This window comes from Micromonospora sp. NPDC005298 (assembly GCF_040607375.1).
In the GTDB taxonomy this organism is placed as follows: Bacteria; Actinomycetota; Actinomycetes; order Mycobacteriales; family Micromonosporaceae; genus Micromonospora.
In genome coordinates this window covers 1-20,769 of record NZ_JBEXGP010000039.1, presented here as the reverse complement: position 1 = coordinate 20,769, position 20,769 = coordinate 1, and the positions used below count along the sequence as shown (strand labels likewise).

Below are 20,769 nucleotides of genomic sequence, written 5' to 3'. Positions count from 1 at the left end.
CCCAGCCCCTGGCCCGGCGCACGCTAGCAGTGTCCGGAAATTCACTCAAGCGGTGCAGACCAACGACTTGGTGCGCCCCGGGCGGAGCCGCTGAGCCGTGCAGCGGCCGACACCTGGGCAGCCACCACTGCCGCTCGCACGATCAGCGCCGGATGGTAGAGATCCTTGTCATGCCACAGTGGATCGTCAACACCCTCGGCCTCCAATGTGGTCAGGCGTTGCGTCGCGGTGGCCCGGGCGACATCGATCGCTGGCGACGAAGGCCCCGCCGACAACACCAGCAGGGCGTACGCGGTCTCCTCCGCCGTGCCACGCCACCGCCCCCAGGAGCCGTCCGCCCGCTGACCGCCCAGCACCCACGTGACGGCCCGGTGAAGTGCCGGACGGGCCAGGGGGCCGCCGTACTCCCGAAGCGCCAGCACGACGCAGTAGGTGGCGTAGAAGGGCGAGGCGTGCCAGCGGTCCGACCATGACCCGTCGGCCTGTTGCCGGTCGAGCAGCCAGCCGGTGAGCCGACGCGACACCGAAGCCGCGTACGGGTCGTCTCGGCTGAGGCACCGGCCGAACGCTTCCAGCACGTGCGCGTTGGTGGTCACCGACGTGCCGTTCTCCCCCGGCCAGGTGCAGAAATGCTCGCCGGTGTCGTACCGGGTCAGGCACGCCGGGTCGGTGGGCTGGCCCAGCGCGCCCAGCGCGTACAGGGTCACCGCCGTGGTGTCGGCGTCCAGGGGCAGACCCGGCCCCGTGGCCGCGCCTTCCGCACCGAGGGCGTCGCGCAGCCCGGCGAGCAGTTCCGGCGTGACCGCCGGAAGCACACCAGCCCGGGCCAGGGTGCTCAGCACCCAGGATCGTTCGAACGCGGTGATCGGGGTGGCACACGGCACCGCTGCGCCGTACTCGGCGAGCACCCGACTCAGGTAGTCCAACGCGTCGGGTTGATCGGCGGCAGGGCCACCGAGCCAGGCGACGGTGGCGGCCGGCGAGGCGCCGATCGTGCCACCGGCCGTCGTGGTGACACCGGCCGTACGCCGTGCGGCCGGTCCGAGGATCTCCAGCGCGTGCAGCAGCTTGGGGGGCATCGCCCGGCCCGATCGGGCCAGCAGGCGTACCCGGTCGAGCCGTTGCTGGTCCATGCCGGCGGGCATCGGTGGCCCGCCGACGCCGCGCCAGTGGCTCAACTCCGCTGGCGGGTCGGCAAGCTGCTCGGCGATCCGGGCGACCAGCGCCGGAACGATCAGGTCCACGGCCGGAAGGTCCGGCGCCGGGCGGGTCGCCGGGCCGTTCGTCCGGTCGAACAACAGGCGTAGCGCGCGGTCGACGGCGTCGTGCACCGCGGCCGGCGACCAGTGCACCGGCTCGTCGCGACGCACAGCGGTCAGCAGCCCTTCGACAGCGCTCAGGGTGGGCACCAGGGCATAGCCGTCCGGCCCGCCCCAGCCACCGTCCGGGCGCTGACCGGCCAGCAGGTACCGGATCCGCTCGGCGTGTCGCGGCAGCCACGGTGCCAGGGAGACCAGCCGGGCCGTCTCGTACGGCGAAGCGGACGTACGCCCGGCCGACGGCAGGGCCAGCTCGGCGGTCAGCTCGTCGACAACCGCCGTCCACCCGGTGTCCGGTGCGGCGGTGCCGTCCCGGGCCACCGCCTCGGTGCTCACGAGACTCCCCAGAAGTCGGTGCTCCGGTAGAAGCCGTTGGTGTAGCCGAGCTGCCGGGTGAGGTAGGCCGCTTCCCCTGGGCAGTCGTCCCGCAGCTCGTCGAGAAGGTCGGTGGCCTGGCTGACGAGGCTTGTCAGCTCCTGCTCCACCACTGTCCGGTCGCCCACCAGCATGATCGCGTTGAGGTCGCCCCAGCGGAGGTCACGCTCGTAGGTGCTCAGGTCGTTGACCAGCCGAAGGGCGCGCTGCACCGCGTCGCTGGCGTCGACCAGCCGGTCGATCCGCGCAGCGGTGGCCGAGCCGCCGGTCCGAATCCAGTGCGCCACGTTGACCACCGTGCAGGCCAGGTTGTCGGCGTTGCCCAGGTACTGCGCGAGGGTTGGCGGGGGCCGCAGGCCGTCGCGTACCGCTGTCTTCCAGTGCCATTCCCTGCGCATCGCCTCCAGCGTCCGACGTGCCGCCGCCCGCCACGCCCCGCCCAGCGTGGCGAAGGCCGGTACGGCAGCCAGGTCGGCGTGGAGCCCGGCGAGGAACCGGCCCAGCGCGTCATCCGTCGCCGCGGGCGCCCCGTCGACGACCAGGAGCTGCCCTTCGACCAGCTGGTCCAGCTCGGCGCCGGAGCTGGCCAACCGGTCCACCTGCCAGTCCAGTGCGAATCCCCAGAGCACCGCCCGGTTGGTCAACCGCAGCTCGGCGGCGGTGGACGAGGGCGCGCTGAACGCGATCGCCATCGCGATGCTGCTTGTCAGGGCGCCGTCGAAGGGCCCGTCGGCGAAGATCTGCGGGTGGGCGGCCAGGCAGCGTTGCAGGTCACGTTGGCCCTTGGCCGCGAGCGCGCAGATCCGCCCGTGCTCGGCGGCCTGTTGCAACTCGTCGCCGACGGCTGTGAGAGGTGTCATCCGGTCAGGCCACGGCCGGCTGCCGGTGTGGGGTGAGCCGCAGCGGCACCCGCTCGCGGGGCCGGAGCGACGCGGCGAGCTGCGGCGTCGGCATCCCGGGTGTCACGAGCTGGTACCGGAATCGGCTCAGCAGGGTCGCCACGATCAGCGGCGCCTCCAGTTGGAAGAGGTACTGACCGATGCACTGGTGGGCGCCGCCACCGAAGGGGTAGTAGGCGTACCGGTGGGCGCGGCGCGGAGCCTCGGGAGCGAAGCGTTCCGGGTCGAAGACGTCCGGCCGGTCCCAGAAGCGGGCCAGCCGCTGGGTCACGTACGGGCTCAGGACGATCGTTCCCCCGGCCTTGACCCGGGTGCCACCGATGACGTCGTCGGCGATGGCGGTGCGCGGCACCAACCAGCCGGACGGGTAGGCGCGGACCAGTTCGTCGAGCACCATCCGGGTGTAGCGGAGTTCGCCAAGCTGTTCGCGGCTGATCACCTCGCCGGGCCCGACCACACTGTCGATTTCCTCGTAGAGCCGCGCGGCGACGTCGGGCAGCTGCTCCAGCAGCGGGAACAGCCAGGTGAGCACGACGTACGTGGTTTCGGTGGTGGTCGCGAACATCGCCACCAGGTCGTCGCGGACCCGCTTCTCGTCGAGCTTGCGACCCTGCGCGTCCCGGGTCCGGGCCAGCGAGGCGAGGATGTCGTCGCCTCCGTCGTCGTGAGCACGCTCGGCGCGGACCAGCGGTAGCAGGATCTCGTCGATGTTGCGGACAGCCCGACGGAAGGCACGATCGCCGGGCATCGGCACGGAGTCCGGCATGAACGGGGTGAGCAGCCGGAAGCGCAGTGCCGTCGCGACGGTGTCCTGCTCCTCGACCACCCGCACACCGTCGGCGACGGCGATCTTGTCGCCGAAGAAGACGCGGATGACGGCCTGGCAGATGATCCTGGAGATCTCGCGGGCCGCGTCGACCGGTTCACCGTCGCGTGCCGGGACGGCCAGCTCGTCGACCGCCTCGCTGATCGCCTGGCTCAGGTCGTCGACCACGGCGTCGATCCGCTTGGCGGTGAAGTGGGGTTGAAGTCGTCGGCGGCTCGCCTCCCATTCCGGGCCCTCGGAGAGAATCCCGTCACCAGCAAGTTTGTGGACCGACTTCCACATCATGCTGTCGCCGGCCCGCGTGTAGTTGGCGGCGTTGTCCCTCAGCACGTGTTGGACGTGCGCGGGCTCAGCGACGAGGTACGGCCGGATGGTGCCCAGGTTGAGCTGCACGATCTGCCCTGGCGCGGCGTCCGCGAGCCCGACCAGGGTGCCCAGTGGGTCGTTGATCAGCTTGGGCAACGTGCGGCGCAGGGTGGCGACGTGCGGCTCTCGGTACCCGGGTGTGCTCGGCTCAGACATTTTCCACCTGCACGGATCCGTCCTCTCCGGTGGCACAGCGGGTTGCGCTCCGTGCTGCCTTGTTGATGGCGTGTAACCATCTGGCCGAGCATGTCATTCATGAAACTGCTTTTCCATGGGACGGATCTGGAGTATTTCTCGCGTTGTGTGAACCCGGCAGTGCCGGACCCGGGCCCGGCTGGGGTGACTCCAAAAGATCGCGCAGGTGACGCCCAGCCTGGGGCGGCGTGCCGACCGCCCCGAGGTTGGGCGTGAAAAACGCCACATTGACATGTTGCTGTCAGTGTGGGTGGACTCACTGATCGTGGTGTGACCCCACTGTCGGCGCACGAAGCCAGGCGCGTCGTGGGGCGCTGTGCCAGGCTCAGGAGCATGGACGACAAGACCATCCTGAGCCGGATCTCCGAACTGGTCGACGAGGAACACAAGCTGCGCGCGAACGCCCAGGCCCACGAGTCGGGCACCGAGGGCGAGGCCAGCGAGCGACTGCGCGCCCTGGAGGAATCCCTCGACCAGTGCTGGGACCTGCTGCGCCGCCGGCGGGCCGCCCGGGAGACCCACGGCGACCCGGACGCACAGGGCGAACGCCCCAAGCCGGAGGTGGAGCGCTACCTCCAGTGACACGGCGCGGGCGGGTCGGACGGTCCAGCCGCCCGATCCGCCCGCCCGGTCAGCGCAGGCCCGCCTCGCGCAGCAGCTCCCCGGTCAGCGCGATCGGGTCGGCCTGCTCGGCGGGCAGCCCCCGGGCCACGAACCAGGCGCTCACCACGCGTACGTCGCGGGCCAGGAAGTCGGGCCCCTGCGGGTTCGCCACCACGTCCACCACCTGCGGCAGATCGATCACCACGAGCCGGCCGGAGTGCACGAGCAGGTTGTACGGCGACAGGTCGCCGTGCGCGTACCCGGCCCGGGCCAGCACCCGCAGCGCCTCCACCAGCTGCGCCCACAGGTCACGCACCTCGGCCGGGCCGGGTCGCGTCTGCGCCAGCCGGGGCGCGGCCAGCCCCGACCCGGCGTCGCCGACGAACTCCAGCATCAGCTCGGTGCCGCGCAACTGCACCGGGTACGGCACGGCGATCCGGTCGTGTCCGGCGCCGATCTCCCAGAGCCGGGACAGGGCAGCGAACTCCGCCGCGGCCCACTGACCGGCGATCATCTGTCGACCGAAAGCCGTCCGGCCGGCCATCGCCCGGTTCTCCCGGGACCGGCGCACGCGGCGGCCCTCCAGGTAGCCGGCGTCACGGTGGAACAGGCGGTGCTGGGCGTCCCGGTACCGCTTGACCGCCAGCAGGCACGAGCGGTCGGTGTCCGGCACCGCCCGGCGGACGAGGTGGACGTCCGCCTCCTTGCCGGTCTTCAGCACACCCAGTTCGGTGTCCTTGGCGGCCAGCTCGGTGACCAGCCAGTCCGGGTACGGCTGCGGCCCGTGCACCGCGTCGTCCCAGGACGACCAGTGCTCGCCGGTGTCCGGGTCCGGCTCGGTGTCGGGATCGGCGGGCGGCTCGGTGGGCCGCCCGCGCTTCAGGAACTGTGGTTCGTCGTCGTCGTCGAAGCGGCTCTTGCCGCGGCTACGGCGCTCGAGCGCCGGTAGGTCGTGATCGCGCACTGTGGTGAGGGTCCCTTGGTCGAGGCTGGGTTAGGCAGCTGGAAGCGACCTGCGAAGACGGCCATGACCGACCCCCTCTCCTCGACCGGGCGCACGCCCGGGACGCACGATGCGCCGACCATGCTCGCCGCAGCCCCGGCGGCCGGTCAACCGATTTACCGCCGCGCCGCCGGACCGGCGGGTACGCGTCAGCTCGCGAGCACGGTGGCGACCGCGGCGATCAACCCGTCCACCGTGCGACTGGGCGCGAACCGCACGTCCGACCAGGTACGCCCACGGTGCAGCCAGACACTGGGCAACCCGACCGCGGCGGCGCCGCCGATGTCCGCCTCCGGGCTGTCCCCGACCACCCAGGCGCCCCGCAGGGGCATCCGTACCCGCTGCGCGGCGAGCGCGAAGATCCGCGGATTCGGCTTGCTGACCCCGGCCTCCTCGGAGATCACCCAGTCCGCGACGTAGCGGTCCAGGCCGGTCCGGCGGATCTTGGCGTCCTCGACGCGTACCGTGCCGTTGCAGACGACGACCGGTACCCAGCCCGCGTCGTCGGCGATCCGCAGCGCGCACGCGGTCAGCGGATCCAGCCGGGTCTGCGCCACCACCCCGTCGTGCAGTTCCTCCACCAGGTCGATCGAGGGGATCCGCAGCTCGTAACGGTCCCGGATGGCGTCGGCCAGGTCCCAGCGGTCGGTCAACCCGTCCGCGTCGATCGAGAGCAGCCAGTCGATGTCGGTGGGGGGCGCGCCGATGCCGTCCAGGAAGCGCTCACCCCAGCGGCGGAACGGCCCGGCCCGATCCAGCAGGGTGTTGTCCAGGTCCAGCAGGAGCAGTGGCACTCGGGCACCCTACGGGACCGACGTGTCCGCCAACAGATCCGGCGGGTGTCGACCTGACGGGGTGCTCAACCGGACATCGACAGCCGCTGGCCGCCCTGGTCCGGCAGCCGATCGGCGAGCATCGAATGGGCCGCCCGGGTGGCGGCGAGCACGGCCGGGTCCAGCGTGGCCACCAGCACCGCCGTGCCCTCGTCGGCGCCCCGGGCCAGGACCCGTCCCTGCGGATCGTAGATCGCGGCGCCGCCGTTGAACCGCCACGGGTCGGCTCCCCCGACGGCGTTCGCGAAGACCACGAACATCGTGTTGTCCAGTGCCCGCGCCGCGTAGTACAGGTCCCGGCGGTGCTCGGAGCCGGCCAGGTATCCGCTGGGGCACAGGTAGCCGTGCGCGCCGTCGAGGGCGGCGGACCGGGCGTGCTCGGGGAAGCAGCCGTCGTAGCAGATGCCCAGCCCGAGCCGCCAGTCGTCGACGAGCAGCGTGGCACCCCGTCCACCGCTGTCGAACAGTTCGCGCTCGTCGCCCCACAGTTGCTGCTTGTCGTACCCGACGCGGACCGCGCCGGCCCGGTCGACCACCAGGGCGGCGATGGTCCGTCGGCCGTCCGGGTGGCGGGCGGCGGCGCCGACGAGCACGGTGACGCCGGCCTCGCGCGCGGCGTCGCGCAGCGGGTCGAGACGGGGGTCCGCGACCGCGCCGGTGGCGTCGGCCAGGACGTCGGTGCCGGCTGGGTCGGCGGCGAGGGTCGGCGGGTGGTACGCGCAGAGGTACAGCTCGGGCAGGACCGCCACCCGCGCGCCCTGTCCACCGGCGCGACGGACCAGCTCGGCGGCGGCGAGCGCGTTGCCGGCGACGTCACCGGGTGTCGGGGTGGCCTGGACGGTGGCGACGGTCAGCGGGGCGGTCGGCACAGGGCGGGGCGGGGTCACCGGGCCGATGGTAGACGGCACCGCACCAAGCCGTACGTACGGTTTGCACGGCCCGGGGTGACCTGCGACGATCGACGCGTGCCCAGAGTAAGCCAGGACCAGCTCGACGCGCGCCGGCAGGAGATCCTCGCCGCCGCGCGGGCGTGTTTCGCCAGGCACGGCTACGAGGGGGCGACGGTACGCCGCCTCGAGGAGGCCACCGGGCTCTCCCGCGGCGCCATCTTCCACCACTTCCGGGACAAGGACTCGCTCTTCCTCGCCGTCGCCGAGGACGACGCCGCCGTCATGGTCGAGACGGTGGCGCGCAACGGTCTGGTGCAGGTCATGCGCGACCTGCTGGCCCGGGCGGTGTCCCCGGACACCACCGGCTGGCTCGGCAGCCAACTGGAGGTGTCCCGCCGCCTGCGCACCGACCCGGCGTTCGCCCGCCGCTGGGCGGAACGGTCCGCCGCGATCGCCGAGGCCACCCGCGACCGGCTGGCCCGCCAGCGCGACGCCGGCGTGCTGCGCGAGGACGTACCCATCGACGTGCTCGCCCAGTTCCTCGAACTGGCCTACGACGGCCTGGTGCTGCACCTGGCGATGGGCCGGCCGGCCGGCGACCTGGGTCCCGTGCTCGACCTCGTCGAGGAGGCGGTCCGCCGCCACTGACCGCGCCGGCACCGGTCCGCGGGACGTGGCGACGCTGCTCCACAATGGGGCCGCCGATCCCTCCGGCGACAGGAGCAGCCGATGATCGTCCATGCCGCGTCGGGCGACACCTGGGGCATTTCCGGCCCGACCTTCCTCCGGTTCTACCTGGTGGCGAACGCCGTCGTGGTGGCGGTCGCGGTGTACCACCGGGTCCGGCTGCTGACCGGCGCGAACGCTGCCGCCGGGCCGCTCGGCGCGCAGCAGCTCGCGTACCTCAACGGCGGTCCCGCGCTCGCCGTGCACGCCGCGCTCGGCGGGCTGCGTGGCAGCGGCGCGATCGGTGTCGGGCCGGACCGCCGGCTGCTCACCACCGGCCCGGCACCGACCGGGCTCACCGCACTGGACCAGGCGATCCACTGGGCCGCCCACCAGCGGTCCCGGGCCCGGGACCTGCCAGGGGAACAGCGGGTACGCGACGCGCTCGACCAGCTCCGCACCGACCTGGAGCAGCGCGGCCTGCTACTGAGCCCGGCGCAGCGCGCCGTCGTCCGGCGGTGGACACGGGTCCTCGCCGCCCTGCTGGTGCTCGGTGTGGTGCGGCTGTTCGCCGGCCTGACGAACGGCCGCCCGGTGGGCTACCTGCTGCTCACCCTGTTCGGGGTGCTGGCGGCGGTGCTGCTGCTGTGGCGCGTACCGCAGACCACCCGGGCCGGTCGCGGCGTACTGCGCGACCAGCGCCGGGCGCACACCCACCTGGACCCCGGCTCGTCGCCCGCGTACGCCACCTACGGTGCGGCCGGCGCGGCGATGGGCGTGGCCCTGTACGGCACCGCGTCGCTCTGGGCGCTCGACCCGGGCTTCGCCGAGCAGGCCGAGGTGCAGCGCCAGGCCCTCGGCGGCTGGTCGTCGGGTTCCAGCGGCACGTCGGGCGGCGGCGGCTGCGGAGGCGGCAGCTCCTGCGGCGGTGGCGGAGGCTGCGGCGGAGGCGGGTGCGGCGGATGACCGGCCCGTCCGGGATCGGCATCGGCTGGCGTCCGGAGATCGCCGGTTTCGTGGCCGAGCTGCCCGGGTTGCGGTTCGTCGAGGTGGTGGCCGAGTCGGTGCCGGCGTCCGGGCCGCTCCCGTCGGGGCTGGCGCAGCTGCGCGACCGCGCGGTGACCGTCGTACCCCACGGGGTGCGGCTCTCGCTCGGCGGCGCCGAGCCGGTCGACCCGGCCCGGGTCGCCCACCTGGCGGCGGTGGCGCAGCGGGTCGACGCCCCGCTGGTGAGCGAACACATCGCCTTCGTCCGGGCCGGCGGCCTGGAGGCCGGGCACCTGCTGCCGCTGCCCCGCAGCCGGGAGGCGGTCGACGCGGTCTGCGCCAACGTGGCCCGGGCGCAGGCCGAGCTGCCCGTGCCGATCGCCCTGGAACCGATCGCCGCGCTCGTCGACTGGCCCGACGACGAGCTCGACGAGGCGGACTTCCTCACCGAGATCCTGGACCGCACCGGCGCTCTGCTGCTGCTCGACGTCGCCAACGTCTACGCCAACGCCCGCAACCGGGGCACCGACCCGCTGGCGCTGCTCGACCGCCTGCCCCTGGACCGGGTCGGGTACGCGCACGTGGCGGGCGGGGCGGAGCACGGCGGCTACTACCACGACACGCACACCGACCCGATCCCACCGGCGGTGCTGGACCTGGTCGGCGCGCTCTGCGCCCGACACCGCCCACCGGCGCTGCTGCTGGAGCGCGACGGCGACTATCCGCCGGCGGCCGAGCTGCGCGCCGAGCTGGATGCCCTGGCCACCGCCGCCGGTCTTCCGGCCGTGACATGACCGGCGACCACCGTCCCGGGCTGGCCGAGCGGCAGGCCGAGCTGGTCGCGGCGCTGGTCGCCGGGGGTACGCCGCCGGCCGGGTTCGCGCCGGGGCCGCTGGCCGCCGCCCGTGCGGCGCTGCTGCGCAAGAGGGCCGGCGAGGTGGCCCGGCACTGGCCGCTGCTCGCCGCCGGCCTGGGCACCGCATGGCCGACGACGTTCGTGCGCTGGGCGTCCGGCCGGCCCACGTCGGGCTCGCTGCGCGACGGGTGGGACCTGGCGCGGACGATGCGCGAGCGGGGCACGCTGCCGCCGGCGGGCGCGGAGGAGCTGGCCGTCAGGGAGGCGGGCCTGCGCTACGACGGGCGCGCGACGCCACGTCCGCGCCGGCTGCCGGCGGTGGCCCGCGCCGGCGGGGCCGTGGCGGTGCAGATCGCCGGTCGGGTACGCCTGCTGCGCCCGGCCCGCCGCCCGCCCGCGCCACCCGGCGGCGTTGGCGGGGACCTGCCGGATGCGGCAGGATCGGCCCCATGGATCTCGGACTGACCGACCGCGTCTACGTGCTCACCGGCGCCTCCCGCGGCCTGGGGTACGCGACGGCGCAGTGCCTGGTCGCCGACGGTGCGCGGGTGGTGCTGTCGGCTCGGGACGCCGACGCGGTGGCCGCCGCCGCGGAGCAACTCGGCGGGCCGCAGCGGGCGGTGGGCATCACCGCGGACCTGGCCGACCCGCAGACCCCGCAGCGACTCGTCGCGGCGGCGCGGGAACACTTCGGCCGGCTCGACGGCGCGCTGATCTCGGTCGGCGGCCCGCCGGCCGGCAACGCGGCGTCGATCAGCGACGAGCAGTGGCGGACCTCCTTCGAGACCGTCTTCCTCGGCACCGTCCGCGCGGTACGCACGATCGCCGGCGCGCTCGACGACGGCGGCGCGATCGGGCTCGTGCTCTCCACCTCGGCCCGTGGCCCGGTGCCCGGTCTCGGCATCTCCAACGGCCTGCGGCCGGGGCTGGTGGGCGTCGCCAAGGACGTGGCCGACGACTACGGCCCCCGCGGCGTACGGGTGGTCGGCCTGCTGCCCGGCCGGATCATGACCGACCGCAACCGCGAACTGTTCGCCGCGACCGGTGACCCGGAGCGGGCCCGCGCCGAGGCGGAGGCGATCATCCCGCTGCGACGCCTCGGCGATCCGGCCGAGTTCGGTCGGGTGGCCGCGTTCGTGCTCTCCCCCGCCGCCAGCTACCTGACCGGTCTCACCGTGCCGGTCGACGGTGGCGCGCTGCGCGGCCTGTGACAGCGGGCGCGGGCCGGCGAGCCGGCGAGGTGCCGCCCGCCCTGGCCCGGCCTGGCGATGCTGCCGCCGCCCACCCCCAACCTGGCGATGCTGCCGCCGCCCACCCCCGGCCGACCAGGGCAGAGTTGGCCGCCGCCGCCGACCGGACCATTCCCGACGTGCTCGCGCCCGGCCTCGCGGTGCTGTTCGTCGGCATCAACCCCGGTCTCTGGTCGGCCGCGACCGGCTGGCACTTCGCCCGACCGGGGAACCGGTTCTGGCCGGCGCTGCACACGGGCGGGTTCACTCCCCGACTGCTGCACCCGAGCGAACAGGACGCGCTGCCCGCCCTCGGGCTCGGCATCACCAATATGGCCGAGCGGGCCAGCGCCCGCGCCGACGAGCTGAGCGCCTCCGAACTCCTCGACGGCGCCGAGATCCTGACCGACAAGGTGGCCCGGCACCGGCCGCGCTGGGTGGCGGTGGTGGGGGTGACCGCGTACCGGATCGGTTTTCAGCGGCCGAAGGCCGCCTTCGGGCCGCAGCCGGAGTCACTGGCCGGGGCGCGGCTGTGGGTGCTGCCGAACCCGAGCGGCCTGAACGCGCACTTCACCCCCGTCACGCTGGGGGCCGCGTTCGCCGAACTGCGGGTGGCCACGGGCCTGCCGGACCGCCGTCCGGCCTGAGGCGCCGCCGATCAGTTGGCCGCGGCCGGTGGCATCGCCTCGTCGGCGACGTACGTGCCCAGCGGCATGACCACCGGCTCGGGGCCGGTCGCGTCCACGAAGGGCCGGGGCGAGTCGGCGACCGCGAACTGGGTGCGGTACAGCTCGGCGTAGAGCCCGCCGACCGCGACCAGCTCGTCGTGGCGTCCCCGTTCGACGATCCGTCCACCGTCGAGGACCAGGATCTGGTCGGCGTCGCGGACGGTGGAGAGCCGGTGCGCGATCACCAGGGCGGTACGCCCGGCCAGCGCCACCGACAGCGCCCGCTGCACGGCGGCCTCGCTCTCCGAGTCCAGGTGGGCGGTCGCCTCGTCGAGGATCACGATCGACGGGGCCTTGAGCAGCAGCCGGGCGATGGCGATGCGCTGTTTCTCGCCGCCGGAGAACCGGTAGCCGCGCTCCCCCACGGTCGTGTCCAGCCCGTCGGGCAGGGACCGGACCAGGTCGGCGACCTGGGCGCCGGCGAGGGCTGCCCAGATCTCGTCGTCGGTGGCGTCCGGCTTGGCGTAGCGCAGGTTCTCGGCGATCGTCTCGTGGAACAGGTGCGAATCCTGGGTGACCACGCCGATCTCGTCGCGCAGGGAGGCGAGCGTCGCGTCGCGGACGTCCACACCGCCGACCAGCACCTGCCCGTCGGTGACGTCGTAGATCCGGGAGATGAGCATGGACAGCGTCGACTTGCCGGCGCCGGACGGGCCGACCAGGGCGACCATCTGCCCCGGCTCGACGCTGAACGACACGCCCCTGAGCACCGGCTCGTTGACGGTCCGGTCGAGGGCGGCGACCTCCTCCAGCGAGGCGAGGGAGATCTCGGCGGCGCTCGGGTAGCGGAACCGCACGTCCCGGAAGTCGACCCGGCCGTTGCCCCGGGGCACCGGCACCGCGCCGGGCTTCTCCACGATGCCGGGTTGGAGGTCGAGCACCTCGAAGACGCGGTCGAAGGAGACCAGCGCGCTCATCACGTCGACCCGGACGTTGGAGAGCGCGGTGAGCGGACCGTACAGGCGGGTCAGCAGCAGCGCGAGGGTCACGACGGTGCCGGCGCTGACACCGCCGGTTACGGCGAGCCAGCCGCCGAGGCCGTAGGTGAGGGCCTGCGCCAGCGAGGCCACCAGCAGCATCGCCACGAAGAACGTGCGGGAGTACATGGCGGACTGGATGCCGATGTCGCGGACCCGTTCGGCCCGGTCGGCGAACCGGCGGGCCTCGATCTCGGGCTGGCCGAAGAGCTTCACCAGCAGCGCGCCGGCCACCCCGAACCGCTCGGTCATGGTCGCGCTCATCTTGGCGTCGAGGTTGTACGCCTCACGGGTGATGTCGGCCAGGCGCCGGCCGACCCGACGGGCCGGGATGATGAAGATCGGCAGCAGGACCAGGGACAGCGCGGTGATCTGCCAGGACAGGGTGAACATCACCGCGGCGGTGAGGACGAGTTGGATGACGTTGCTGACCACGCCGGAGAGGGTGGAGGTGAACGCCCGCTGGGCGCCGAGCACGTCGTTGTTGAGTCGACTGACCAGGGCACCGGTCTGGGTGCGGGTGAAGAACTGCAACGGCATGCGCTGCACGTGGTCGTAGACCCGGGTGCGCAGGTCGAGGATGATGCCCTCGCCGATGCGGGCCGAATACCAGCGCTGGGCCAGTGACAACAGCGCGTCGGCGACAGCGAGCGCGGCGATGAACAGGGCCAGCCGGACAACCAGCCGGCCCGCCTCGGTACCACCCCGGTTGATCGCGTTGATCACGTCGCCGGCGAGCACCGGGGTGGCCACGCCGATGACGGCGGCCAGCACCACGGTGGCCAGGAAGACGATGATGTCGCGGCGGTACGGCTGGGCGAAGGCGACGATGCGCCGGGCCACCCCACGCTTGAGCCGATGGGCGGAGACCTCGTCGCGGTTGCGCATCGACCGGAGCATGCTCCATCCCGCCATGCCACCGCCGGACATCGGGTTGGACACCGTTCACCTCCGGGTCGTCGTCGGGTTGACCGCACCGCCAGGTCAATTCTCCCGACGACTCTGACAACCTCGGTCGTAACCCGGATCTTCCCGTACGGTCCTTACTATTCTCCCCGGCCGGCGAGGTCACGCAGCCGGCGGGTCTGCGCCTCCCGCTCGGCACGCTGCTGGTCGGCGTGCGAGCGCCCGGCCGCGCCGGCGATCAGCGCCTTGATCTCCACCACGGCGTCGCGGGCACCCGCGAGCAGGCCCGCGGTCAGGTCACGGACCGCGTCGTTCAGCTCGCCCGGCGGTACGACGAGCGTGGCCAGCCCGATCCGGTCCGCCTCGGCGGCGTCCAGTCGGCGGCCGGTCGCGCAGATCTCCAGCGCGCGGGAGTAGCCGACCAGCTCGACGAGGCGCTTCGTGCCGGCCAGGTCGGGCACCAGCCCGAGGGTCACCTCGGCCATCGACAGCTTCGCGTCGGACGCCAGGACCCGCAGGTCGCAGGCGAGCGCCAGCTGGAAACCGGCGCCGATCGCGTGCCCCTGCACGGCGGCCACGGTGATGAGGTCGGGGCGGTGCAGCCAGGTGAAACCGGCCTGGAGCTCGGCGATCCGGTCCGCGCACTCCTGCTCGGGCAGCGTGGCCAGCTCGGCGAACGACCCCGGACCGGAGGCACCCGCCACGGCGAGGTCGAGGCCGGCGGAGAACGCGCGACCCTCGCCACGGACGACCACCACACGCACGTCGCCGGGCAGGTCGCGAGAGAAGTCGCTCATGGCGCGCCACATCGCGGGCGTCTGGGCGTTGAGCACGTCGGGCCGGCACAACGTCACCGTGGCAACCGGCCCGTCGCAGGACAGCCGGACCCCGGTCGCCTCGGCGGTCACCGGGCGGCCCGGGGCGCGGCGCTGGTGAACGACGCTGGGGGGCGGGTCACGCCTTCTTGCGGCGCCGGGCACCGCCACGCTGACGTAGCTGCACCCCGGACTCGGTGAGCACTCGGTGGATGAACCCGTAGGAACGGCCGGTCGAGGCCGCCAGCGCGCGGATGCTCTCCCCCGAGGTGTACCGCTTTACCAGGTCCTTGGCGAGCGTCTGACGCTCGGCTCCGACGATCCGGCGACCCTTCTCAGTGCTGGTGGCTGTGCCAGTGGCTGCCATGCTGTGTCCTCACGTCCCAGACTGTGCGGTTCGGATACGGTCCCACCTATTAGACCGCCTCGAACGATCATGCGCCAGATATCAACTCTTCGCCAACCGACACGCTATGCAATGTCAGCTTCCCGATAGAGTGATCCTGGCGATCCGTCCCGCCGTACCGGCCGGGCGTACCACCGCCGCTCGGCGACGCCTGCCGGCGGGCCGTACCCTCCGGGCGTGATCGACCTTGTGGGCACCGCGGCCGGAGCGGCGGTCGTGTTCGCGGCCACCGACATCGACGACATCGTCATCCTGACGCTCTTCTTCGTGGCGGCCCGCACCAGCGGCCGGCCCCGCCCCTGGCAGATCGTCGCCGGCCAGTACCTGGGCATCGGTGCGCTCGCGCTTGTCAGCGCAGTCGTCGCGGCCGGCCTGCTGGTGGTGCCCGACCCGTGGACCGGGCTGCTGGGTCTGTTGCCGATCGCGCTGGGAGTCCGTGCCCTGGCACACCGTGACGACGACGAGACGCCGGCCGTGGTGGCGTCCACCCTCGGCGTGGCCGGGGTGACGATCGCCAACGGCGCCGACAACGTGGCCGCCTACGTGCCGGTGTTCCGGGCCCTCGGCGCGTCCGACAGCGCGGTCTTCCTGCTGGTGTTCGTCGTGCTCATCGCGCTGTGGTGCGCCGTCGGGGCCTGGCTGGGCGGGCACCCCCGGGTGGTCCGGCTGGTCGAGCGCGCCGGCCACTGGCTGGTGCCGGCGATCTTCGTCGGCATCGGTGCGGTGATCCTGGTCAGCTCCGGCGTACTCGGCCGGCTGGTCGACCTGCTCGGCTGAACGCGGGCGGATCAGGCCAGCTCGACCAGCTCGAGCAGGTCGTCGCTCCAGGCGTCCTCGTCGCCGTCGGGCAGCAGGATCGCGCGGTCCGGCTTGAGCGCGAGCACCGCACCCGGGTCGTGCGTGACCAGCACGATCGCGCCCGGGTAGTTGGCGATGGCGTCGAGCACCTGCTCCCGGCTGACCGGGTCGAGGTTGTTCGTCGGCTCGTCGAGCAGCAGCACGTTGGCCCCGGAACAGACCAGGGTGGACAGGGCGAGTCGGGTCTTCTCGCCACCGGAGAGCACCCCGGCCGGCTTGTTGACGTCATCGCCGGAGAAGAGGAACGCGCCCAGGATCTTGCGCAGGTCGGTGTCGGACTGCTCGACGGCGGCGGCCCGCATGTTCTCCAGGACTGTCCGCTCCACGTCAAGCGTCTCGTGCTCCTGGGCGTAGTAGCCCAACCGGAGGCCGTGCCCCGCGTGCACCTCGCCGGTGTCCGGAGGGAGCAGGCCGCCGAGCATCCGCAGCAGGGTCGTCTTGCCGGCGCCGTTGAGCCCGAGGATCGCCACCCGGGAGCCCCGGTCCACCGCCACGTTGACGTCGGTGAAGATCTCCAACGAGCCGTACGACTTGGACAGGCCGGTCGCCGTGAGCGGCGTCTTGCCGCACGGCGCCGGGCTGGGGAAGCGCACCTTGGCGACCCGGTCGGCGACGCGCACCTCCTCGAGGCCGGAGATCAGCTTCTCGGCGCGGCGGGCCATGTTCTGCGCGGCGACGGTCTTGGTGGCCTTGGCCCGCATCTTGTCGGCCTGCGCCATCAGGGCGCCGGCCTTCTTCTCCGCGTTGGCCCGCTCGCGGCGGCGACGCCGCTCGTCGGTCTCACGCGCCTCCAGGTACGCCTTCCAGCCCAGGTTGTACACGTCGACGACGGACCGGGTGGCGTCGAGGAACCAGACCTTGTTGACGACCGACTCCAGCAGCGCGCCATCGTGGGAGATGACGATGAGGCCGCCCTTGTGGTTGGCGAGGAAGCCGCGCAGCCAGGTGATCGAGTCGGCGTCCAGGTGGTTCGTCGGCTCGTCGAGCAGCAGGATGCCGCCGCCGTTCTCACCGGCGTCGCGGAACAGGATCCGGGCCAGCTCGATGCGCCGGCGCTGACCACCGGAGAGGGTGCCGATGGTCTGGGCGAGCGCGCGGTCCGGCAGACCCAGGTTCGCGCAGATCCGGGCGGCTTCGGCTTCGGCGGCGTACCCACCGAGGGCGGCGAACTGGTCCTCCAGCGCGCCGTAGCGGCGGACCAGTTTCTCGTCGGCGTCCTCGGCGAGGCGGGCCTCGATCTCCTGCATCTGGGACATCAGCACGTCCAGGCCGCGCGCGGAGAGCACCCGGTCGCGGCCGGTCGCCTCCAGGTCGCCGGTACGCGGGTCCTGCGGGAGGTAGCCGATGGCGCTGCGCTGGTCGATCTGGCCGGCGTACGGCTGCCCCTCGCCGGCGAGCACCTTCAGGGTGGTGGTCTTGCCGGCGCCGTTACGACCGACCAGACCGATCCGGTCGCCGGGTTGCACGCGAAGCGTGGTGTCGGACAGCAGGATCCGGGAGCCGGCGCGCAACTCCAGGCCGGTGGCAGTGATCATCTCGTGGGACTCGCTCTCGGGGTCTGGAAGGCTGACTCAGGGCACGCGAAAGCGCCGGCGGGCGGTGGGGGCCCGTCGGCGCGGGGCGGTTCAGCCTTCGCAGCGCGGCACGGGGACAAGTGTACCGGGCGCCTCCCGGTGACCCGCCCGGATTACCGATCAAGATCATCGGGTACCGGAACGCCTGTCCGGACCCGGTCCGGCACCGACATGACGAACCGACACACAGACGACATTCACCGGCATACGGCGATCGGGGTCAGTATGGAACTCAACGAGCGGGCCGAGCTCGACACCTCCCAGGCCAACGACCTGGGTCGGGGCAGCGGCGGGTCGGGCGGCGGCATGGGCATCCCCATCCCCGGCGGCGGCGGCCGGGGCGGCATCATCGGCATCGTGGTGGCCGTGCTCGTCGCCCTGCTCGGCGGAGGGTTCGGCCTCAACGCCATGACGAACGGCGACGAGGGCGGCCAGGCCGGGGGCGGCGACCTGGAGCAGGTGTGCTCCACCGCCAACGCCGACCGTCTCGACGACGCGCGCTGCCGCAACCTGCTCTTCGTCAACAGCATCCAGGACTACTGGAAGAAGGCGTACCCCGAGCTGGGCCGGAGCGACTACGAGCCCACCACCACGAACTTCTTCCAGGCCGCCGTGAACACCGGCTGCGGGCAGGCCGACTCGGGCGTCGGCCCGTTCTACTGCCCCGCCGACCGGAAGGTCTACATCGACCTGAGCTTCTACGACGAGTTGGCGTCCCGGTTCGGCGCGAAGGGCGAGTTCGCCCAGCCGTACGTGCTCGCCCACGAGTACGGCCACCACGTCCAGAACCTGCTCGGCACCAACGCCAAGGCCGGGCAGGGCGACCAGAGCGGACCCCGCTCCGCCTCCGTCCGCCTGGAGCTGCAGGCCGACTGCTACGCCGGCGCCTGGGCCAAGCACGCCACCGAGAGCAAGGACAAGACCGGCCAGGAGCCGCTCTTCACGTCGATCACCGAGGCCGACATCAACGAGGCCGTCGACGCCGCCGAGGCGATCGGCGACGACAGCATCCAGGAGCGCTCCGGCGGCCGGGTCAACCCGGACCAGTTCACCCACGGCACGTCCGAGCAGCGCAAGCGCTGGTTCAACCGAGGCTACGACGGCGGCGACCCGAAGACCTGCGACACCTTCGGCACCGACCAGCTCTGACCGCCCGCTGCGTCGTGGCGGGGCCCACCGGCCCCGCCACGACCACAGCGCCGGTCACGGCAGCTGCGAAACCTGGTAGTGCTCGATGAACCACTCCTCGTCGACCCGGCGCAGGAGCACACCGAGGTTCACGGTCAGGGCCGGTCGGTCGGTGAAGCCGAACTCCACCTCCAGGTAGCCGAGGACCAGGTCGCCGGCGAGCCGACGGACCTCCCGGATGTCGTACGCGGCGGTCAGGCCGAGCGGTTGGGCGGCGTAGTACGCGGCGACGCCGGCACGACCCACCGTGTACGGGCGCAAACCCTGGAAGATCGCGTCCCCGGTGAAGCACGACGCGACACGATCCGGCTCGTGGGCGTCGACAGCCGACCTCCACCGGTCCAGGACGGCACGCAGGATCTCACCCTCGGACATGACATTCTCCCTGGCAGGGCTCAACGCGGCGGCCGAACCGGGCCGTCAGCCCGCCGCATGTCGGCGACCTCCCCACCGGAGGTGCCCCGGTGCGGTCGTCACGCCCATCCTCCGACCAGCGGCACGGCCGTACACCGGGAACGCCGGACCTGCCACCCCACCGCCGGGGTCAGTCGGGTACGGGGTCGCGCAGCCGGATCCGTACCGCCCGCGCGGCCGCGACCGCCGACACCAGCACCGCGTGCCGGGGCTCCGGCACGTCGAGCAGCCTCTCGGCCCGCAGCGGCACGAGCGGGGACAGCCGCCGGTCGGCGAGCACCGTGTCCACCGCCCGCCGGTCACCGCCGCACACCACCGCGGTGAGCCTCGCGGCCTCCGGCAACAGCAGTCGTACCGCCAGGTCCGCCGCGTCGCCGAGCGCCGCCTTCGCCTGGTTGTCGCGCCGCCTGGCGAACCGGTGCTGCGACCAGCCCCCCGCCGCGGTGCGCCCCTGCACGTACCGGGTGTCCACCTTGGAGACGACCAGCTCGGCGCCCTCGGCCACACCGAGCGCCACCGCGCCCTTACGGGCCAGCAGCAGACCGATCCGGCGGGGCGCGACGGCGGCAGCCACGAAACCGGGCACGTCGACGCCGGCCGGTGCGCCCGGTGGGGCGTACAACTCGGCGGTTGTCCCGTCGGGGGCGGTGAGCAGCAGACCGTACTCCCGCGCGGTGGTGGTGTGCGGGCCGTGCCGGTCGGCGAAGCCCTCGACCCAGCGGCCGACGCGGGCCGGGTCGACCTCGACCCACCGGCCTCCCCCGGCTGCGGGTCGACTGGTCACCGCCCGACCGTACGGCACGGCGGGGCCCCGCGGGCGGCCGGGCGGTGACCGCCCCACCCGGCAGCACGCTCACCCCGGCAGCAGCGCGGCCACCGTGACGGCATGCTCAAATCGGCAGCAGCGTGGCCACCGCCAGCGCGGCGATCAGCGCGCTGGAGGCCAGCCCCGTGACCAGCCGGCCGCGCGGCCCGGTCAACGCCCGACCGACCACCGTGCCGCCGCCGGCGACGAGCAACTGCCAGCTCGCCGACGCCACGAACACACCGACCACGAACAGCGCCGCCGGAACCGCGCCCACATCGGCCGAGCCCCGACGGCCGACCACCAGCGCGGTGAAGTACAGAACCGTCGTCGGATTCAGCAGGGTCAACCCGAGCAGCGCCGCGTAGGCCCGCCCGGGAGTGTCCATGCCCGCCCCGGCGCGCGCCGCCGGCGGCCGCCCCGACCGGTGCGTCGACCAGGTACGCCACAGGCCGTGCGCGGCGAGCCCCAGCAACACCACAGCAGCGAGGAGCCGCAGCGGGCCGGCCACCGGCGTCACGACCCCGGCCAGGCCGGCGCCGCCGAGCGTGGCGACCGCCGCGTAGAGCCCGTCGGCCGTCGCCACCGCCAACGCCGCCGCCGCGCCGACCCGCAACGACGTGCGGGCACTGAGCCCCAGGACCAGGATCGCGATCGCGCCGACCGGAATAGCGACGCCGTAACCGGCCACCAGACCGGCCAGGAAGGCGCCGCTCACGGCCGTCGGCGTCGGATCGAGGTCCGCCGGTGAACCGGCCGCTGTCGACGCACGGCAGTCGCCGCACGGACAGGGACCTGCATCGGGTACGCCTCAGTCACACGCGCATCCTGCGCGCCAAACCCACACCCCCGCCACCCGATTCCCGCCCCGCCGCCTCCGCCCTGCCTCGCCGCCCCACCCGGCCTCGCCGCGTCCGCCCGGCCTCGGCCTCGGCCTCGCACAGGTTGATCAAGAGGGGCGTGTGCCTGATCGAGCCACGTCGGGCGCTCGTTGTACAAGTTGGTCAGAGTACGCCGCCGAAGGATGGCGTCCTCAGCCCCTGGGGGGTTA

General features: G+C 73.2%; 23 protein-coding genes. 10 read left to right on the top strand and 13 right to left on the bottom strand.

Features of this window, described 5'->3' with window-relative positions; translation table 11 throughout:
- Positions 1–41 precede the first annotated feature (41 nt).
- Genes ABZS77_RS29360 through ABZS77_RS29350 form a run of 3 tightly spaced genes read right to left on the bottom strand, consistent with a single transcriptional unit; the run spans position 42 to position 3,941 of the window.
- Positions 42–1,655, bottom strand: coding sequence for a prenyltransferase/squalene oxidase repeat-containing protein (locus ABZS77_RS29360; protein WP_354829509.1), 1,614 nt, complete (start codon positions 1,653–1,655; stop codon positions 42–44).
- Positions 1,652–2,554 (bottom strand): terpene synthase family protein, encoded by a 903-nt coding sequence (locus ABZS77_RS29355; RefSeq protein WP_354829508.1) that lies wholly within the window; start codon positions 2,552–2,554, stop codon positions 1,652–1,654. The genes ABZS77_RS29360 and ABZS77_RS29355 overlap by 4 nt, the downstream gene beginning before the upstream one ends.
- 4 nt (positions 2,555–2,558) lie before the next feature.
- On the bottom strand, positions 2,559–3,941 hold the full coding sequence (locus ABZS77_RS29350; protein WP_354829506.1) for a cytochrome P450: 1,383 nt from the start codon (positions 3,939–3,941) through the stop codon (positions 2,559–2,561).
- 372 nt (positions 3,942–4,313) lie between these two features.
- On the opposite strand from ABZS77_RS29350, the gene ABZS77_RS29345 reads away from it, so the two are divergent.
- A complete protein-coding gene (locus ABZS77_RS29345) occupies positions 4,314–4,562 on the top strand; it encodes a DUF2630 family protein (protein WP_354829504.1) in 249 nt (82 codons plus the stop codon).
- Positions 4,563–4,611: 49 nt separating this feature from the next.
- Here the strand turns inward: ABZS77_RS29345 and ABZS77_RS29340 are convergent, their stop codons facing one another.
- From ABZS77_RS29340 to ABZS77_RS29330, 3 genes are all read right to left on the bottom strand, one after another.
- A complete protein-coding gene (locus ABZS77_RS29340) occupies positions 4,612–5,547 on the bottom strand; it encodes an RIO1 family regulatory kinase/ATPase (RefSeq protein ID WP_354829502.1) in 936 nt (311 codons plus the stop codon).
- Positions 5,548–5,735: 188 nt separating this feature from the next.
- Positions 5,736–6,380 (bottom strand): HAD family hydrolase, encoded by a 645-nt coding sequence (locus ABZS77_RS29335; protein ID WP_354829501.1) that lies wholly within the window; start codon positions 6,378–6,380, stop codon positions 5,736–5,738.
- Positions 6,381–6,445: 65 nt separating this feature from the next.
- Entirely contained in the window at positions 6,446–7,306 is an 861-nt protein-coding gene (locus tag ABZS77_RS29330) for a carbon-nitrogen hydrolase family protein (protein WP_354829500.1), read from the bottom strand.
- Positions 7,307–7,384: 78 nt separating this feature from the next.
- On the opposite strand from ABZS77_RS29330, the gene ABZS77_RS29325 reads away from it, so the two are divergent.
- From ABZS77_RS29325 to mug, 6 genes are all read left to right on the top strand, one after another.
- Positions 7,385–7,957, top strand: a complete 573-nt coding sequence (locus tag ABZS77_RS29325; protein WP_139586810.1) for a TetR/AcrR family transcriptional regulator — start codon at positions 7,385–7,387, stop codon at positions 7,955–7,957.
- An 81-nt stretch (positions 7,958–8,038) separates the two neighbouring features.
- Positions 8,039–8,941: a TIGR04222 domain-containing membrane protein gene (locus tag ABZS77_RS29320; RefSeq protein WP_354829499.1), complete on the top strand. Its 903-nt coding sequence runs from the start codon at positions 8,039–8,041 to the stop codon at positions 8,939–8,941.
- Entirely contained in the window at positions 8,938–9,756 is an 819-nt protein-coding gene (locus ABZS77_RS29315) for a DUF692 domain-containing protein (protein ID WP_354829497.1), read from the top strand. Before ABZS77_RS29320 ends, ABZS77_RS29315 begins: the two co-directional genes overlap by 4 nt.
- On the top strand, positions 9,753–10,283 hold the full coding sequence (locus ABZS77_RS29310; protein ID WP_354829496.1) for a hypothetical protein: 531 nt from the start codon (positions 9,753–9,755) through the stop codon (positions 10,281–10,283). Before ABZS77_RS29315 ends, ABZS77_RS29310 begins: the two co-directional genes overlap by 4 nt.
- Positions 10,268–11,029 (top strand): SDR family oxidoreductase, encoded by a 762-nt coding sequence (locus ABZS77_RS29305; protein WP_354829495.1) that lies wholly within the window; start codon positions 10,268–10,270, stop codon positions 11,027–11,029. The genes ABZS77_RS29310 and ABZS77_RS29305 overlap by 16 nt, the downstream gene beginning before the upstream one ends.
- Before the next feature lie 125 nt (positions 11,030–11,154).
- Positions 11,155–11,694, top strand: coding sequence for a G/U mismatch-specific DNA glycosylase (gene mug / locus ABZS77_RS29300; RefSeq protein WP_354829522.1), 540 nt, complete (start codon positions 11,155–11,157; stop codon positions 11,692–11,694).
- An 11-nt stretch (positions 11,695–11,705) separates the two neighbouring features.
- Here mug and ABZS77_RS29295 read toward each other — a convergent pair whose 3' ends face one another.
- On the bottom strand, positions 11,706–13,682 hold the full coding sequence (locus ABZS77_RS29295) for an ABC transporter ATP-binding protein (protein ID WP_354829520.1): 1,977 nt from the start codon (positions 13,680–13,682) through the stop codon (positions 11,706–11,708).
- A 116-nt stretch (positions 13,683–13,798) separates the two neighbouring features.
- The gene (locus ABZS77_RS29290; RefSeq protein WP_354829519.1) at positions 13,799–14,512 is read right to left on the bottom strand and encodes an enoyl-CoA hydratase/isomerase family protein; all 714 of its coding nucleotides are present in this window, start codon (positions 14,510–14,512) and stop codon (positions 13,799–13,801) included.
- Between ABZS77_RS29290 and ABZS77_RS29285 the strand changes: the two genes are divergently transcribed.
- Positions 14,454–14,594 carry a hypothetical protein gene (locus tag ABZS77_RS29285; RefSeq protein WP_354829523.1) on the top strand — a complete coding sequence of 47 codons (141 nt, stop codon included), beginning with the start codon at positions 14,454–14,456 and terminating at the stop codon, positions 14,592–14,594. The two genes, ABZS77_RS29290 and ABZS77_RS29285, sit on opposite strands and share 59 nt — an antisense overlap.
- Before the next feature lie 18 nt (positions 14,595–14,612).
- On the opposite strand, the gene ABZS77_RS29280 is transcribed toward ABZS77_RS29285, so the two are convergent.
- Positions 14,613–14,840, bottom strand: coding sequence for a helix-turn-helix domain-containing protein (locus tag ABZS77_RS29280; RefSeq protein ID WP_007462679.1), 228 nt, complete (start codon positions 14,838–14,840; stop codon positions 14,613–14,615).
- Between the two features lie 216 nt (positions 14,841–15,056).
- Here ABZS77_RS29280 and ABZS77_RS29275 point away from each other — a divergent pair, with 216 nt between their 5' ends.
- Positions 15,057–15,656 (top strand): cadmium resistance transporter, encoded by a 600-nt coding sequence (locus ABZS77_RS29275; protein ID WP_354829493.1) that lies wholly within the window; start codon positions 15,057–15,059, stop codon positions 15,654–15,656.
- Positions 15,657–15,667: 11 nt separating this feature from the next.
- Here ABZS77_RS29275 and ABZS77_RS29270 read toward each other — a convergent pair whose 3' ends face one another.
- On the bottom strand, positions 15,668–17,272 hold the full coding sequence (locus tag ABZS77_RS29270) for an ABC-F family ATP-binding cassette domain-containing protein (RefSeq protein WP_354829492.1): 1,605 nt from the start codon (positions 17,270–17,272) through the stop codon (positions 15,668–15,670).
- 264 nt (positions 17,273–17,536) lie between these two features.
- Here ABZS77_RS29270 and ABZS77_RS29265 point away from each other — a divergent pair, with 264 nt between their 5' ends.
- Complete coding sequence (locus ABZS77_RS29265) at positions 17,537–18,460, top strand: neutral zinc metallopeptidase (RefSeq protein WP_354829491.1); 924 nt, start codon at positions 17,537–17,539, stop codon at positions 18,458–18,460.
- A 54-nt stretch (positions 18,461–18,514) separates the two neighbouring features.
- On the opposite strand, the gene ABZS77_RS29260 is transcribed toward ABZS77_RS29265, so the two are convergent.
- The 3 genes from ABZS77_RS29260 to ABZS77_RS29250 form a co-directional block, all read right to left on the bottom strand.
- Positions 18,515–18,874: a nuclear transport factor 2 family protein gene (locus ABZS77_RS29260; RefSeq protein WP_354829489.1), complete on the bottom strand. Its 360-nt coding sequence runs from the start codon at positions 18,872–18,874 to the stop codon at positions 18,515–18,517.
- Between the two features lie 169 nt (positions 18,875–19,043).
- Positions 19,044–19,697, bottom strand: coding sequence for an acVLRF1 family peptidyl-tRNA hydrolase (locus tag ABZS77_RS29255; RefSeq protein ID WP_354829488.1), 654 nt, complete (start codon positions 19,695–19,697; stop codon positions 19,044–19,046).
- 106 nt (positions 19,698–19,803) lie between these two features.
- Complete coding sequence (locus ABZS77_RS29250; protein ID WP_354829487.1) at positions 19,804–20,436, bottom strand: LysE family transporter; 633 nt, start codon at positions 20,434–20,436, stop codon at positions 19,804–19,806.
- Positions 20,437–20,769 lie beyond the last annotated feature (333 nt).